Source organism: Flavobacteriales bacterium (genome assembly GCA_030584065.1).
In the GTDB taxonomy this organism is placed as follows: Bacteria; Bacteroidota; Bacteroidia; order Flavobacteriales_F; family PHOS-HE28; genus PHOS-HE28.
The window spans coordinates 2,943,584-2,959,073 of sequence record CP129489.1; the positions used below are offsets into that span (position 1 = coordinate 2,943,584).

Annotated in this window: 11 protein-coding genes; 5 read left to right on the forward strand and 6 right to left on the reverse strand. The window is 64.2% G+C overall.

All coding sequences use genetic code 11. The features are described 5' to 3' along the window. Positions 1–29 precede the first annotated feature (29 nt). Both QY325_12375 and QY325_12380 read left to right on the forward strand, forming a co-directional pair. Complete coding sequence (locus QY325_12375) at positions 30–2,084, forward strand: M43 family zinc metalloprotease (GenBank protein ID WKZ65554.1); 2,055 nt, start codon at positions 30–32, stop codon at positions 2,082–2,084. A gap of 14 nt (positions 2,085–2,098) precedes the next feature. Then, positions 2,099–2,533, forward strand: coding sequence for a hypothetical protein (locus QY325_12380; GenBank protein WKZ65555.1), 435 nt, complete (start codon positions 2,099–2,101; stop codon positions 2,531–2,533). 69 nt (positions 2,534–2,602) lie between these two features. Here QY325_12380 and QY325_12385 read toward each other — a convergent pair whose 3' ends face one another. Genes QY325_12385 through polA form a run of 3 tightly spaced genes read right to left on the reverse strand, consistent with a single transcriptional unit; the run spans position 2,603 to position 6,874 of the window. Beyond that, positions 2,603–3,040, reverse strand: coding sequence for a hypothetical protein (locus tag QY325_12385; GenBank protein ID WKZ65556.1), 438 nt, complete (start codon positions 3,038–3,040; stop codon positions 2,603–2,605). 8 nt (positions 3,041–3,048) lie between these two features. Further along, on the reverse strand, positions 3,049–3,945 hold the full coding sequence (locus tag QY325_12390; protein WKZ65557.1) for a hypothetical protein: 897 nt from the start codon (positions 3,943–3,945) through the stop codon (positions 3,049–3,051). Between the two features lie 55 nt (positions 3,946–4,000). Further along, positions 4,001–6,874: a DNA polymerase I gene (gene polA, locus QY325_12395; GenBank protein ID WKZ65558.1), complete on the reverse strand. Its 2,874-nt coding sequence runs from the start codon at positions 6,872–6,874 to the stop codon at positions 4,001–4,003. Between the two features lie 100 nt (positions 6,875–6,974). Between polA and QY325_12400 the strand changes: the two genes are divergently transcribed. From QY325_12400 to QY325_12410, 3 genes are all read left to right on the forward strand, one after another. Further along, a complete protein-coding gene (locus tag QY325_12400; protein ID WKZ65559.1) occupies positions 6,975–8,075 on the forward strand; it encodes a hypothetical protein in 1,101 nt (366 codons plus the stop codon). Between the two features lie 19 nt (positions 8,076–8,094). Beyond that, positions 8,095–10,104, forward strand: a complete 2,010-nt coding sequence (locus tag QY325_12405) for an FG-GAP-like repeat-containing protein (GenBank protein WKZ65560.1) — start codon at positions 8,095–8,097, stop codon at positions 10,102–10,104. A gap of 117 nt (positions 10,105–10,221) precedes the next feature. Next, positions 10,222–11,958: a hypothetical protein gene (locus QY325_12410; GenBank protein WKZ65561.1), complete on the forward strand. Its 1,737-nt coding sequence runs from the start codon at positions 10,222–10,224 to the stop codon at positions 11,956–11,958. A gap of 42 nt (positions 11,959–12,000) precedes the next feature. On the opposite strand, the gene QY325_12415 is transcribed toward QY325_12410, so the two are convergent. The 3 genes from QY325_12415 to QY325_12425 form a co-directional block, all read right to left on the reverse strand. After that, positions 12,001–13,035, reverse strand: a complete 1,035-nt coding sequence (locus QY325_12415; GenBank protein WKZ65562.1) for a M28 family peptidase — start codon at positions 13,033–13,035, stop codon at positions 12,001–12,003. Further along, entirely contained in the window at positions 13,020–14,504 is a 1,485-nt protein-coding gene (cysS, locus tag QY325_12420) for a cysteine--tRNA ligase (GenBank protein WKZ67983.1), read from the reverse strand. The genes QY325_12415 and cysS overlap by 16 nt, the downstream gene beginning before the upstream one ends. A gap of 65 nt (positions 14,505–14,569) precedes the next feature. Beyond that, on the reverse strand, positions 14,570–15,442 hold the full coding sequence (locus tag QY325_12425) for a toxin-antitoxin system YwqK family antitoxin (protein WKZ65563.1): 873 nt from the start codon (positions 15,440–15,442) through the stop codon (positions 14,570–14,572). Between the last annotated feature and the right edge of the window lie 48 nt (positions 15,443–15,490).

The following is a 15,490-nucleotide window of genomic DNA, read 5'->3' on the forward strand; positions in this document are numbered from 1 at the left end:
AGAACCAGCAATCCGACCCGTTCAGCATCATGCGCTATCTGTTCCCTGCCCTGGCCATCGCCACACTGCCGCTCGCCGCTTCGGCGCAAAGCCCCGCATTCACATGCGGCACCAACGACGACGCGGTGCTCGAGCGCCTGCATGGCAACGACCCCGCCCTCCTCGGCGCTATCGCAGCGGCCAATGCCGAATTGGAGGCATGGACGGCAGGCTTTAGCGAAGGCGCGCGCAGCACCTACGTCATCCCGGTGGTCTTCCACATCATCCACAACCATGGTCCGGAGAACATCTCCGACGAACAGGTGCTTGATGCGATGCGCATCCTGAACGAGGACTTCAACCGCCAGAACCCCGACTGGGACAATGTGCGCGCGGAGTTCCTTCCGCTCGTGGCCAACGTGGACATCGAGTTCCGCCTGGCGCGCAAGGACCCCAATGGGAATTGCACGCGGGGCATCACCCGCACGGTGAGCGCGCTCACGAACGACGGCACACAGGACATGAAGGACCTCATCCAGTGGCCGCGGAACAAGTACCTGAACGTGTGGGTGGCCGCCAGTGCCGCCGGTGCGGCAGGGTATACGCTCACGCCCGGAAGCGTGGCCTTCTTCGCAGCGGCCGACGGTATCGTGATGCAGCACACCTACGTGGGCAGCATCGGCACCGGCAGCCCCTCAAGGAGCCGCGCGCTCACGCATGAGGTGGGGCATTGGATCAATCTCGAGCACACTTGGGGGGGCTCCAACACCCCTGCGGTCTCCACCAACTGCAGCACGGATGATGGCGTGAGCGACACGCCGAACACCATCGGCTGGACGAGCTGCAACCTCAGCGGGACGACCTGCGGCTCATTGGATAACGTGGAGAACTTCATGGAGTACTCCTACTGTTCCAAGATGTTCACACTGGGCCAGAAGACCCGCATGGTGGCCGCCCTCACCTCCTCGACCGCCCAGCGCAACCAGCTCATTACAGCCAACAACCTCACGGCCACGGGCGTCAGCCAGCCGGAGGCGCTCTGCGCGGCGGAATTCACCGCCAGCAACAGGGTGGTCTGCCAAGGGGAGTCCGTCACCTTCACCGATGTGAGCTACAACGCAGTCTCCTCGCGCAGCTGGAGCTTCGCCGGCGGGTCTCCCGCGACCGCCACCTCGGCGACCGCCACCGTGACTTATGATGCGCCGGGCACCTATGCGGTGAGTCTCACCGCCAGCGATGGCAGCACTTCCCTCACCAACAACCAATCCGGCTACATCACCGTGCTGCCCGTGCCCGGCACCGCGGCCCCGTTCGAGGAGGGCTTCGAGGCCATTAGCGCATTCAACGCCCCGGATTGGTTCGTGGAGAACCCTCAGAATGACAATACCTGGACGGTGACCACCGCCGCGGCCTTCACGGGCGCGAAGAGCACGCGGATCGTGAATACGGCCGCGATGGATGGCCGCGTGGATGAGCTGGTATCCCGCACCTACGACATGAGCGGCGCCACCCAGGTCGTCCTTTCTTTCCGGTACGCCTATGCCAAACGCACCTCCAACAGCGATGATGCGCTGCGCGTTTACACCAGCACGAACTGCGGGGACACTTGGAGCCTGCGCAAGGTGATGCGGGGCAGCACCACGCTGACCACCGGAGGAGTGGTGACCAGTAGCTTCATCCCGAACGGCCCAGGCCAATGGAGCTACACCGAGGTCACCAACATCAGCAGCGTGAACCATGTGCCCAACTTCCGGTTCAAGTTCGAATTCGAGAGCGACGGAGGGAACAACCTCTATCTCGATGACATCAATCTGAACGGCTTGCCGGTAGGCTTGGATGAGCTCCAGGCACCCGCCACGGGATTGGCGGTGCTGCCCAACCCGGCCAGCGGCCATGCCCAGGCCCTCGTACATGGCAGCGGGGCCTCCATGCTGCTGGAGATCATCGACCTCACGGGCCGTGTGGTGCATCAGCGCGCTGTCGGCGTGCTGGCTGAAGGCGAGCACCGCATAGACCTACCCATCGCCGCCCTGAGCACCGGCACCTACCTGCTGAGAATCTCCACGGAAGTCCGCCGGAATGCCATCCGATTCACGGTGCAATGAGGGCTCCTCGGCCGATGTTCCTGGCCCTGGTCCTCGCTGCCATTGGCTGCGGCAGGGTGGCAGATGGCACCAAGGAGGCGCTGAACAAGGGCGGTGAGCTGGCCGGGAGCGCCGCCACCGAGGTCATTGAAGGCGTGACCAGCGGCGTGGAGAAGAGCTGGGGCATCGAGGTGCAGCTCTCCGATGCGCTACGCGCGCATGGACTGGCCGTGGGCAAGGTTCTGGTAGAGCCCGACAGCGCTGGCCAGGATAACCGCCTCGTCGTCTATCTCAGCACCTCGGCGGCGCTCCAGGATACCCTGCAGGCGATAGCGGTCGGTCAGGACGGCCTGGAATCCGGCCGGGCTGTTACGGTCGTGTCCTTGCCGGCCAACGGCGCCGACTACTTCGTATTCCGGTTCCAGAGTCGCACGCGGCTGGAGCGGAAAAGCCGGGTAACGCTGAACTGACCGCGCCCGATGCGGAAACGCAGAGGCCCCGGATGAATCCGGGGCCTCTGCGTTTCCGCATCGGGCTTGCTACTCCTTGAAGCCCACCATGATGGCCACGCAGCCCATGTGCACCATGTCGGTCTTGGGCTTGCTTGGCACCCAGACCACTACGCGCAACTGCGTGGTAGCCGCCGCCTTGAAGTCGAAGTGGGTCTTCGGGTCGTCGGCCATGCTCTCGAAGACGATCTTGTTGTTCTGGTCAACCAGCTTCCAATTGACCTCGCCGAGGATCTGGTGCACGCACACCATCACCCGGTACTCCTGGCCGCTGTAGAAAGTGAGGTTCACCTCGGCCTCCTCGCCAGGCGACAGCTGGGCGCCATTGAAGGTCTCATTGAACTTGTAAGGGTGCAGACCCGGCACGCACTTGTTCTTGGCGAACGACTTGCACTGGGCCTGTGCGGAGTGGGCAGCCAGCATCATGCCTGCAGCCAGCAACGCGGTGGCGAGGGTGGTTCGGAGCATGGCGGCGATCAGTTGATGTAGGTATTGCGGATGGCGGCGGCCTTCTCGGTGATGGCTGCGAGCTGGGCGTCTGTGAGGGTGGCGGCCCCGCCTTCAGCGCCGATGACCACGACGCCGTTCTCCTGCGTTGCAGTGACGCCGCCGCCGCCGCCGCCGACATCGGCATAGAGCGCGCTCAGCGCCTTCAGGTCCTCGCGGACGCCGTTCAGCGCCTGGTCATCGGTACCGTAGGTCTCCATCAGCGAGAGGAGGTCGCCCAGGGAGAGCTTCTGCTCGGCGATGCGCTGGCGCAGCTCTGGCGTGGTGTTGGCCTTGGCCACTTGCGTGGCCACGTAGAGCCCTTCCACCCAGCCGCCCGCGATCATCAGGGCGCTGATGTTGTCGCGGTCATTCACCTTCAGGTACCGGTCCATGTCCCAATAGGTCTCGCTGATGATATCGAGCAGCTTGTCGCGGTCATTCTGGTGCTTCTCCATCAGCTCCAGCGTGCTGTCGCTGAATGCGCTGGTGACGCCCAGCTTGTCGGCCAGCCGCCGGGCACAGCTCGTGTAGAACATGCTCTCCTGGGTATGGTTGAAGACGCTGGCGTAGCTAAGGTCAGCGCCATAGACCCCCAGATTGAGTGCTTGCTTGCTGGCGGCCGTGTACTTGTCCACGTTCTTCACATCGTTCAGGATGGCACCCTGGTAGTTCGCACCCGCCTTCTTCAGCAGGGCCGCCGTCTCCATGGGCGAGGGGATGTTGTAGAAGATCTTGCGGGTGCGGCCCATGCGCTCGCTCTGGGCGAGGCTGTCGGCGGCGTCTGTCGTCAGGGTGTCTTGCGGCTGCTGATTCCCACCGCAGCCCGCGAGCAGGGCGAGCAGGGCCATCGGGAGCACGAGGCGCGATATTCGCTTGGTGGTCATGGGACAATGGTGGCGGATGTGGCCGCTCCAAATGTCCCCTTGTTCCCCCTGGGCCTCAGTGCGCCTCAAGCCAGTTTTTCCCCACGCCCATGTCAACAACCAACGGCACATCAAGGGAAAGCGCGCCTTCCATCCGCTCCTTCACCAGCGCCTTCAACTCCTCCGCCTCCTCCTTGAATGCATCGAACACCAGTTCGTCGTGCACCTGCAGCAGCAGCCTGCTCTTCAGCCCCTGCGCCTTGATGTCGCGGTGGATGTTCACCATGGCCACCTTGATGATGTCCGCTGCCGAACCCTGCATGGGCGCGTTGATGGCGATGCGCTCGGCCTGGGCCCGCACGGTGTTGTTGGCGCTGGTGATGTCCGGCAGGTAGCGGCGCCGGCCCATCAGGGTCTTGATGTAGCCGTGTGTGCGGCAGAAGCCGATCATCTCATCCATGTAGTTGCGCACGCCGGGGAACTGCGCGAAGTAGTCGTCGATGATCTGCTTGGCCTCGGCGCGGGGGATGCCCAGGTTCTGGCTGAGACCGAAGGCCCCCTGCCCGTAGGCGATGCCGAAGTTCACGGCCTTGGCGCGGCTGCGCTGCTCGCGCGTCACCTCGGCGATGTCCACGTTGAACACCTTGGCCGCCGTGGCCGCGTGGATGTCCAGCCCGTGCCGGAAGGCCTCCTGCATGTTGCGATCGCCGCTCATGTGGGCGATGATGCGCAGCTCGATCTGGCTGTAGTCCGCACTGAGCAGCTGGTATTCCTCACTGCGCGGCACGAAGGCCTTGCGGATCTCGCGGCCCTTCTCCGTGCGGATGGGAATGTTCTGCAGGTTGGGGTCGTTGCTGGCCAGGCGCCCGGTGGCGGCCACGGTCTGCAGGTAGCTGGTGTGCACGCGGTGCGTGACGGGGTCGGCCGCTTCGGGCAGGGTGTCCACATAGGTGCCCTTCAGCTTGCGCAGGCTGCGGTAGTCCAGGATCAGCGGGATGGCGGGGTGCGCGTTGCTCAGCTCCTGCAGGATGTCCTCGCTGGTCTGGTACTGGCCGGTCTTGGCGGTCTTCTTCACCTTGTCGCCGCCGAGCTTGAGGGTCTCGAAGAGCACATCGCCGAGCTGCTTGGGGCTGTCGATGTTGAAGCTCACCCCGCAGGCCTGGTGGATGGCGTCCTGCAGGCGCACCAGCTCCGTGCCGAGATCCTCGCTGAACTGCCTCAGGGCCGGGATGTCGATGCGGATGCCCTCTGTCTCCATGTCGGCAAGCACATGCACCAACGGCATCTCCACGTCATTGAAGAGGGCGGTGACCTCATCCTGCTTCAGCAGCGGCTCCAGCTTTCCGGCGAGCTGCCAGGTGACGTCCGCGTCCTCGGCGGCGTATTCCTTCACCAGCTCCACCTCCACGTCGCGCATGCTCTTCTGCACCTTCCCGCGGCCTTTCTCACCGATGAGCGTGGTGATGCTCACCGGCCGGTAGCCCAGGTAGGTCTCGCTCAGGTAGTCCATGCCGTGCTTCTGCACATCGGGCTTCAGCAGGAAATGCGCCACCATGGTATCGAAAAGCGGGCCCTTCACCTCCACGCCGTACCGGGCCAGTACGCGGATGTCGTACTTGGCGTTCTGCGCCACCTTGCCGATCGTTTCATTCTCCAGGACGGGCTTGAAGATGTCCACGATGCGCTGGGCCTCGGCCTTGTCCTCGGGCACGGGCACGTAGTGGCCTTCGTGGGGCTTCCAGCTGAAGGCGAGACCCACCAGTTCGGCCACGCGCTCGTCGGTGCTGGTGGTCTCCGTATCGAAGCAGAAGCGCGACTGCTTCTTGAGCTGGGCCGCGAGCATGTAAAGGTCCTCGTTGGTGCGCGCCAGGAAGTAGCGGTGCGGCACGGTGTCGATGGTGGCCAGCTCGGTCAGCTCCACGTTGCCCTCGGCGTCCACCTGGCCGCCGAATAGGTCCACCTGGCCGGGGTGGGTTGCAGCTGCCTTCCCCCGCTTAGCGGCCTTGGGCTCCTCGGCCGCACCATTCACATCGCCCCCCAGCACGCGGTTGGCGAGGGTCTTGAACTCCAGCTCGCTGAATACCTCCAGCACCTTTTCCTTGTCGGGCGGATCGAGGTTCAGGGCATCGTGGTCCAGTTCCACCGGTGCGTTGATGTTGATGGTGGCGAGCTGCTTGCTCAGGCGGCCCTGATCGGCGAATGCGATCACGTTCTCCTGCTGCTTGCCCTTGAGCTTGTCGGTATTCTCCAGCACGCCCTCCAGGCTTCCGAACTGCTGCACGAGCTTGATCGCGGTCTTCTCGCCGATTCCGGGGATGCCGGGGATGTTGTCCACGGCATCACCCATGAGGCCGAGGATGTCCTTCACCTGCTCGGTGCGCTCCAGGCCCCAGCGCTCGCAGATCTCCTTGGGCCCGAGCTTCTCGGGCGGTTCGCCGCCGCGCCCGGGCTTGTACATGATGATCTTGTCGGTCACCAACTGCCCGAAGTCCTTGTCCGGGGTCACCATGTAGGTGGTGTAGCCCTCGGCCTCGGCCTTCTTCGCCAGTGTGCCGATCACGTCGTCGGCCTCGTAGCCGTCGCTCTCCAGCACGGGGATGCGCAGCGCCTCGATGATCCGGCGTATGTAAGGCACGTTGCTGCGGATGTCATCGGGCATCTCCTCGCGGTTGGCCTTGTAGTCCAGCAGCGTCTCGTGACGCTCGGTGGGCGCGGCGGTGTCGAAGACCACCGCGATGTGGGTGGGCTTCTCGCGCCTGATCAGATCGAGCAGCGTAGTGGTGAAGCCGAAGGCCGCGCTCGTGTTGAAGCCCTTGCTGTTCAGCCGCGGGGTGCGTATGAAGCTGAAGTAGGCGCGGTAGATGAGCGCATAGGCGTCGAGCAGAAAAAGGCGCTTGTCGGCGTCGGAGGCCGTTTCGACGGGCCTTTCCGGGGTTCGGTGGGCGGTCATGGGAGTGCGAGGCCGCAAGGTAGCCCAGTCGGGATCCTCATCGAGCACGTGCAATGGCCGAGGCCGAGGGTGCATCCACCCCCTAACTTTCCCACCAGCAATGCAGCGCCGCGCGCTACTTACCCTGCTCGCCATCATGGCGGTGGTGATTGCCTGCCGGCATGAACGGGAGGAGGTCGTTGCGCCCGCCTTCCCATCGGTCCCGGGCGAAGGCGTCTCCGTTGACCTTGACCTGGTTCCCTATCCTTCGCTGTCGCAATACCGCTTCTTCACGGGCGCATTGGCCGACCACGAGCCCAATGCCGGCGTCCTCCCCTACGACGTCATCACCCCGCTCTTCTCGGACTACGCCCATAAGTTCCGCTTCGTGTGGATGCCGCCCGGGAGCAGCGCCTTGTTCAACGGAGAGGATGTGCCGCTCGACTTCCCTGACGGTACCGTCCTGATCAAGACCTTCTACTTCGACCGCGTGCTGCCCGCCGATGAGCGCCGCATCCTGGAGACCCGCCTGCTCATCAAGCGGGGCGGCCAGTGGCTCTTCGCCGACTATATCTGGAACGCCGAGCAGACGGAGGCCACCCTTGACCTGAACGGCAGGTTCGTTCCGCTGTCCTGGCGCGATGAGGCCGGAATCCAGCACGACCTTACCTACCGGATCCCAGCGGCTGCGGAGTGCTTCACCTGCCACAAGCTCAACGACATGGCAATGCCCATCGGTCCCAAATTGCGCAACATGGCGCGTACCATGGACTATCCCGAAGGCCCCCGGGACCAGATCGGGAAGTGGGTGGAAGCCGGATTCCTCCAACCGGGATTCCCGCCCCCGGTGCCCGTGGCACGGTGGAACGACCCTTCTGCATCGCTCAACGAACGGGTGCGCGCCTATGTGGACATGAACTGCGCCCACTGCCATGCGGAGGGGAAGCACTGCGACTACCGGCCTATGCGCTTCGCATGGGAGGAGACCGTAGACCCCATCAACCTCGGCGTGTGCGTGGAGCCCGAGGACCCGCTGCCCGAGAACCCTGAGCTGGCCTACATCGTGGCACCCTCCAACACCTACCGCAGCATGCTGCTGCACCGCCTTTCCAGCACCGAAGAGGCCGTCAGGATGCCCTTGATGGGCCGCACCGTGGTGCACGAGGAAGCCGTGCAGCTCTTCACGGAATGGATTAACTCGCTCCCGGAACCCTGCAACTGAACCAGCAAACACCGACCGAATGATGAACCGTTACGCCTTGGCCCTTGCGGCCGCAATGCCGTGGGCCTTCGCCCAGGCCCAGAACACCTGCTCCACGGCGCTGCCGGTGGTGGCTGGTGTGGTCTATACCGTGGATACCGTGGATGGGACCACGGTGCCCTTGCCCGTGTGCAGCTCCGGTGGCACCGGCGCCACCGCGGGTGAGTGGTACGTCTACACCGCCACGGAATACGTCACTGTGATCATCAGCAGCGACCTGCCCCAGAACGGCAACACCGACACCCGCGTGCAGGTGTACACCGGCGACTGCAACAATCTCACCTGCCTGGTGGGCGATGACGACAGCGGCACGGGCCTCCTAACCGTGGCCATGTTCAACGCCTTCGCGGGCCAGAGCTACCTCATCGCCTGGGACAACCGGTACTCCAGCCTTGGCTTCGACTTCACCCTCACGGAGCAGCCCTGGGACCCCACGGCCATCAGCTTCACCAACCTATCCGTGCCGACCAACGGCTGCTCTGGATGCGGGCAGGCCGCCGTGGACATGAACAACGACGGCTACGATGACGTGGTCACCGTGACCGCCTCCAACATCCGGGTCAACTACCAGCAGCCGGATGGCACCTTCAGCATGGTGGATTACCCCACCACCAACGCCGACTACACCCCGAGCTGGAGCATCGCCGCCGGCGACATCGACGCCAATGGCTACCTCGACCTGCTCTATGGCGGCGGCCAGGGCGTCACGTTCATGTACGCCAGCGACGATGGCACGGCCTTCTCCGAGGTGAGCGGTTCACAGTACGTCTTCTCCCAACGCTCCAACTTCGTGGACATCAACAACGATGGCCATCTCGATGCCTTCGTCTGCCACGATGTGCAGCCGAATGTCTTCTACCTCAATGACGGTACGGGCGCGCTGGACTTCAACCAGGGCGGCTTGGGCAACACGCCCGACGGCGGCAACTACGGCTCCATTTGGATCGACTACAACAACGATCGCCGGATCGACCTCTTCATCGCCAAGTGCCGCGGCGGGGCGGCCGTGCCCGCCTCGGTGGACCAGATGCACCGCAACAACGGTGACGGGACCTTCACGGAGGTCGGCGGAGCGCTGGGGCTGGGCGGCTTTCAGCAGAGCTGGAGCAGCGCTTGGGCCGATTTCGACATGGATGGCGACATGGACGTGCTCATCGGCGCCAGCTCCTTCGCCCAAGGCGGCCACATGCTCATGCGCAACGATGGCGATGTCTTCACCGATGTCACCGAGGGCTCGGGCTTCGATGTGTTCGCTGGAACGAGCGTCGAGTGGGTGGCCCACGACTTCAACAACGATGGCTGGGTTGATGTGCTCGGCGCCTCCAGCACCATCCACTTCAACAATGGCGATATGACCTTCACGCCGATCGCTGTGCCTGCCAGCAGCGGCTCCGTTGCAGACCTGAACAGCGATGGCTTCCTCGACGTGCTCAATGGCGGCACCATCCGCCTGAACACCGGCAACGACAATAACTGGGTCCGCATCAATCTGCAGGGCACCTTGAGCAACATCAACGGTATCGGCGCGCGCGTGGAGCTCACCAGCCCCATGGGCACCCAGATGCGCGATGTGAAGAGCGGCGATGGGTTCCGCCACATGAGCTTCATCGGCGCCCATTTCGGCTTGGGCACGGACGACGTGGTGGAGCAGGTGACCGTGTACTGGCCGAGCGGGCAGGTGGACGTGGTGAAAGGCGTGGCGGTCAACACCGCTACCACGATCACAGAGAGCCTAACCACCGGCCTTCAGGACGTATCCGGCCTTGAACTCCGGATCTCCCCCAACCCAGCCGTGGATCGCATCACCATCGCGGGCGCCGAGGGCGAGACAATCCTTCGCACCCGCCTGATCGATGCATCCGGCAAAGCCATCGCCATGCCCGCCCTACGGCACGGACAGCTGGATGTGTCTGGTCTGGCCAAGGGCAGCTACCTCCTTGAGCTGGAGACCGGCAAGGGCCTTATGCGGGAGCGCTTCAGCAAGCTCTGAGCGCGATTCGCTGCGTTTCCAGCGCCCCCGGTCGGATGGCACGGCCGGGGGCGCTCCTTTCCGGGCTGGACATAACCGGTTGGCGTTCACTACATTTACGGGTAATATAGGCTTGCCATGCCCCGCAGCGCGGCTTCGAGCTCCCTCTTGCGCGCCAAGCGAATGCGCTTGGCATGCGCCATCGGCATGGCCATCGGGTGCATCGAAGCCGCTCACGCCGACCACTTCTCCGGCGCCACCATCACGTACGAATGCCTCACGGGCAATCAATACCGCATCTACCTCGACCTCTACCTGGACTGCGCCGGCTCTGTCATCACGCCGCATACGCTCAACTTCAGCAACAACTGCGGAATCTCCTTCTCCATCACCGGGTTGACGCCTGTGAGCGTCACGGAGGTGTCGCCGCTGTGCCCGACGCAGGTCGCAAACAGCACTTGCAACGGTGGGGCGTTGCCGAGCTTCAAGAAATACCGCTTCCAGACCACGCTCTTCCTGTCGCCGTGCAACAAATGGACGATTGATTGGTACACCTGCTGCAGGAACACCACGCAGAACATCAACCTCACACCCGGCATGTACGTGGTTGCCACCCTGAACAACAGCGGCGGGCTCTGCGACCGATCGCCCACCTTCATCGACGTGGGCGTGCCCTATGTCTGCGTGAACCAGCCCGTGGCCTACAACCTCGGCGTGGTCGACCCCGACGGCAACACGATGAGCTTCGCGCTGGTGAGCGCCCGCTTCGCCACGCCTGCGCCCATGGACGTCACCTATCAGTCGGGGATGTCTGGACCGGTGCCGATTCCGGGGATTACCATCAATGCATTCACGGGCCAGCTCAGCTTCACGCCAACGGCCCAGGGGTACTACGTCGTGGTGGTCGAAGTCAAATCCTTCACGCCGGGTGGCGTGCTCATCGGCACCGTGATGCGCGACCTGATGTTCAGTGTCGTGGTGTGCGATGGCACCCCGCCCGCAACGAGCGGCATATCATCCGCCACCAACAATTTCTCCTTCTGGCCGAGCCAGTTCATCGCCTGCCCCGGGAGCCTTTGTTTCTCCCTGGTCTTCTCAGACCCGCAGGCCGGACAGGCCTTGACCGTGACCTCCAATGCCACTTCCGTGCTGCCGGGCGCCACTTTCTCCGTAACCGGCACCAACCCCGCCACGGCAACCGTCTGCTGGACCGTGACCGGGACCTCCTTCCCCATCAACATCTGGTTCCAGGTCACCGACAATGCGTGCCCCATCGCCAACACCATGTCATTCGCGATCAGCGCCGTGGACTGCTCCTTCCTCCCGGTGGAGCTCCTGTCGCTCGCGGCCGGGTGGGAGGGCAGCGAGGCACGCGTGAACTGGGAGACCGCCACGGAACAGGACAGTTGGCGGTTCACGGTGGAGCGCTCCGCCGATGGTTCGTCCTTCGTACCCTTGGGAACCGTGGATGCTGCGGGCAACTCCCAGTCAGTGAGGAGCTACAGCTGGCTGGATCGCTCCCCCCTGCCCGTCACGGGCTATTACCGGATCGTGGAAACGGCTCTTGACGGCAGTTCCTGGACCAGCCCGGTGGTGGCGCTGCCCCCCTTGGAGCGCCCGGTGCCTGAAGCGCTGCTCGTTGGACCCTCGGAGTGGCTCATTGCCGGGTCCGGAACACAAGGCTATTGGGTCCTGTACGATGCCGTGGGCAGGACCTTGGCCCAGGGGCTCCTCGACCCCGAGTCCGGAGCACGCATTGCTGCCGCCGGCTTCGGCCCGCACCTCCTGCGCGTGGAAACGGATGGGCGCTCTTTCGCCCTGGCACTGCCTGCCGCGCTCGGCCTCCACGAAGGCATCCGGATCCGCGGACGCTGAAGGCCCCTTCGTGAGCAACGCGCCGCCGAGCCGGAGAATCGGCTATCGCTCCTTCCAAACCACCTCGAGCACCACCTGCCCCACTGCTTTCAGCGTGGCGGGGTCAATCACGTCCATGTCGTCATCGTGCGTATGCCAGCTGGGGTGGAAGGCATTGGTGGCCTCGTGGTACTCGATGATGTCGATGGTGGGGATGCGCAGCCGGCGGTTGATGGGCAGGTGGTCGTCCGTGCCTACGAAATGCTTGGTCTCCTGAACGAACCGGTCACCATACCCGATGGCCTCTGCGGTGCGCCACACCTTGGCCACCACGCCGGCTGCATACTGCATGCTGATGGCCTCACGGAAGAAGCGCGCATCCTTGGCCCCGCACATGTCGAGCAGGATGCCGAAGCGCGCCGTGTAGCCTGCCACATGGGGGTTCTTCGCGAAGTACTGCGAGCCCAGCGCCCATGTGTCGATGGTGTTCTCATCCAACTGAAAGGAGCCGCTGGGCTGCCCATAGTCCTCCACATCGGTGAAGAGCATGTCGATGCCCGGGCCGTGGCGCTTGCCGCCGAGGTGCCGCGCGAGCTCCAGCAGGATGCCCACCCCGCTGCCGCCGTCGTTGGCACCCAGGATGGGCTCATGCGGCCGTTCCTCGTCCTTGTCGGCGATGGGCCGCGTATCGTAATGGGCGAGCAGCAGGATGCGCTCATTGGCCTCGGGATTGAACGTGGCGATGATGTTCCGCAACGGGAGCTCCTTGCCGTTGTATGCCTTCACCGTCGCCCGCTGCTCCCTCACGATGGCGCCATGGCTTTTCAGCTTGGCCACGATCCAATCCGCGCAGGCTGCGTGCTGCGGCGTACCGGGCACGCGCGGGCCGAAGCTCACCTGATGGGCGACGAATGCGTAGGCGCTGTCAGGATCGAAGAGCGGGGTGGCAGGCAGGCTGGGCAGCGGCGCCTCCCCGCTACGCGCGTTGGTGGGCGTATCCGTGGAGCACCGTGTCAATGGCAGCGTCAGCAGCGCCATCAGGGCGATGCGCAGCACGCGGGCTGCGGCCCTTCCGCTGGGGTTCATGCGCGTTCCCATGCCGTTCCCTCCTTGGTGTCCTTGAGCACGATGCCGATGGCCGCGAGCCGGTCGCGGATGGCATCGCTGGTGGCGAAGTCCTTCCGGGCCTTGGCCTCAGCACGGAGCCGGATGAACTCCCCGACGAGCGCACCGAGCGCATTGTCTTCGCCCTTCGCATCCCCGGCCTCGTCGCGGATGCCGAGCACATCGCGCACCATGCCCTGCATCAGCTCGCGCAGCCGTTCGATGGAGACGGCGGTGAGCTTCAGCTTGCCGTCGTTCACCGAGTTGATGATGCGCACGGCCTCGAACAGCTCGGCGATCATCACCGGTGTGTTCAGGTCGTCGTTCATGGCCTCGTAGCAGCGCTGCTCGAGCGCGGCGATGTCAGCCTCATCCGCATCAGCGGCCTTCAGCCTCGGCAGCAGGGCCATGGCCTTCATCAGGCGCTCGAGCCCCCTCTCCGAGGCTTGCATGGCCGCGTTGCTGAAGTCGAGGGTGCTGGCATAGTGGCACTGGAGCATGAAGAAGCGCACCGTCATGGCGCTGTAGCCCTTCTCCAGCAGCTTGTGGTTCCCGGTCAGGAGTTCCTCGGGCGTGAAGCCGTTGCCCTCGCTCTTGGCCATCTTGCGGCCATTCACGGTGAGCATGTTGCCGTGCATCCAGTAGCGCACCGGCGCCTGGCCATCGGCGGCCACGCTCTGCGCGATTTCGCACTCGTGGTGCGGGAACTTCAGGTCCATGCCGCCGCCGTGGATGTCGAAGGTCTGGCCCAGGTACTTGGTGCTCATGGCGCTGCACTCCAGGTGCCAGCCGGGGAAGCCCTCGCCCCAGGGGCTGGGCCACTTCATCAGGTGCGAGGGCTCGGCCTTCTTCCAGATGGCGAAATCAAGCGGGCTGCGCTTCTCGTCCATGCCCTCGGTGTCGCGGGTGTTGGCGAGCAACTCGTCGATCCTGCGGCCGCTCAGCTCACCGTAGGCATGCTTCCCCGCGAACCTTGGCACATCGAAGTACACGCTGCCGTTGGCCTCGTAGCCATAGCCGCTCCCGATGATCCGCTTCACCATCTCGATCTGCTCGATCAAGTGGCCCGTGGCGGTGGGCTCGATGCTCGGCGGCAGGATGTTGAAGAGCCGCATCACATCGTGGAAGCCGTTGGTGTACTTCTGCACGATCTCCATGGGCTCCAACTGCTCCAGCCGTGCGCGTTTGGCGATCTTGTCCTCGCCCTCGTCCACATCGCCCACCAGATGGCCCACATCGGTGATGTTGCGCACGTAGCGCACCTTGTAGCCCAGGTGGGTGAGCCAGCGGTAGAGCACATCGAAGGTGAGGAAGCTGCGCACATTGCCCAGGTGCACATCGCTGTAAACGGTGGGCCCGCACACATAGAGGCCCACATGGGGCGGCCGCAGGGGTACGAACTCCTCCTTGCGGCGCGTGAGCGTGTTGGTGATTCGCAGCGGGCCTTTCTTCGTTCCGGACATGTCGCCTCCATGCCCATACGGCATGGCCGCGCGAAGGTAGAGCCCCCGGCAGGAAGGCGAAGTGCCTACTTCCGGTCCTCGTCGGTGATCACCGCATCCCCGAGGTAGCGCCCCTCCTTGTAAAGGCGAATCCGCACGAGCAGGCCATTGGCGTCATACTCGTAGCGCTTGCCCTCCCATAGCCGCCCCCCCTTGAATTCGCCCTGCTGGGAGAGCCTGAGCTGCTTGTCGTACATCGTGTTGTAACCATTCTCCCGGAAGACCACCGCGTTGGTGCGCTCGGTGGGGGCGGGGGGCGGCGCGGGCTCGGCCTTCGGGTCCACCTTGACATCGTCCGCCTTGGGGACCGGCTTGATCCAGCGGCTGTTGGCCGCATCGATCACGCCGTCGTTGAACCGGGCGGTCTGCGTGAGCTGGCCGTTGGCATCGTACCGCTTCAGCGCACCGTCCTCTTTGCCCTCCTCCACCGTCACCAGCACGGCCAGCTGGCCATTCTCGTGGTAGTAGCGCTGCTCCCCGTCGCGCAAGCCATACGCATTGAAGACGAAATCCTGCGCGAGCTTGCCGTTCGGGTGCCAGCGCTGGAACTTGCCGGTGTTGCGGTCCAGGTCCCAGGTTCCCTGCTCCTCCACCGCGCCATTGGGATAGTAGGTCTTGTACTCGCCCTTGGGACGGCCCATCTGGTAGGCGATCTCACTCATCACCTTGCCATTGGGCCAGTACCTCTTCCACAACCCCACGCGCTTGCTGTTGCTGTAGCGTCCCTCCTCGATCAGCTGGCCATCGGCATACTCCGGCTTTTCGGCGCGTGGCGCCAGCACCCGCCAATACCCCTGCTTGCGTCCCAATTCATCCACCACGTTGAGCGTATCCTGGGCGATGGCGGTCACGCGGCCGCCGATGAGCATGAGCAGTGCGAAAGGGAGGGTCCGGAGCATGTCTCGTACAGGGTTCGCGTCCGCGAAACGAGCAGGGGCGGTTGAAGG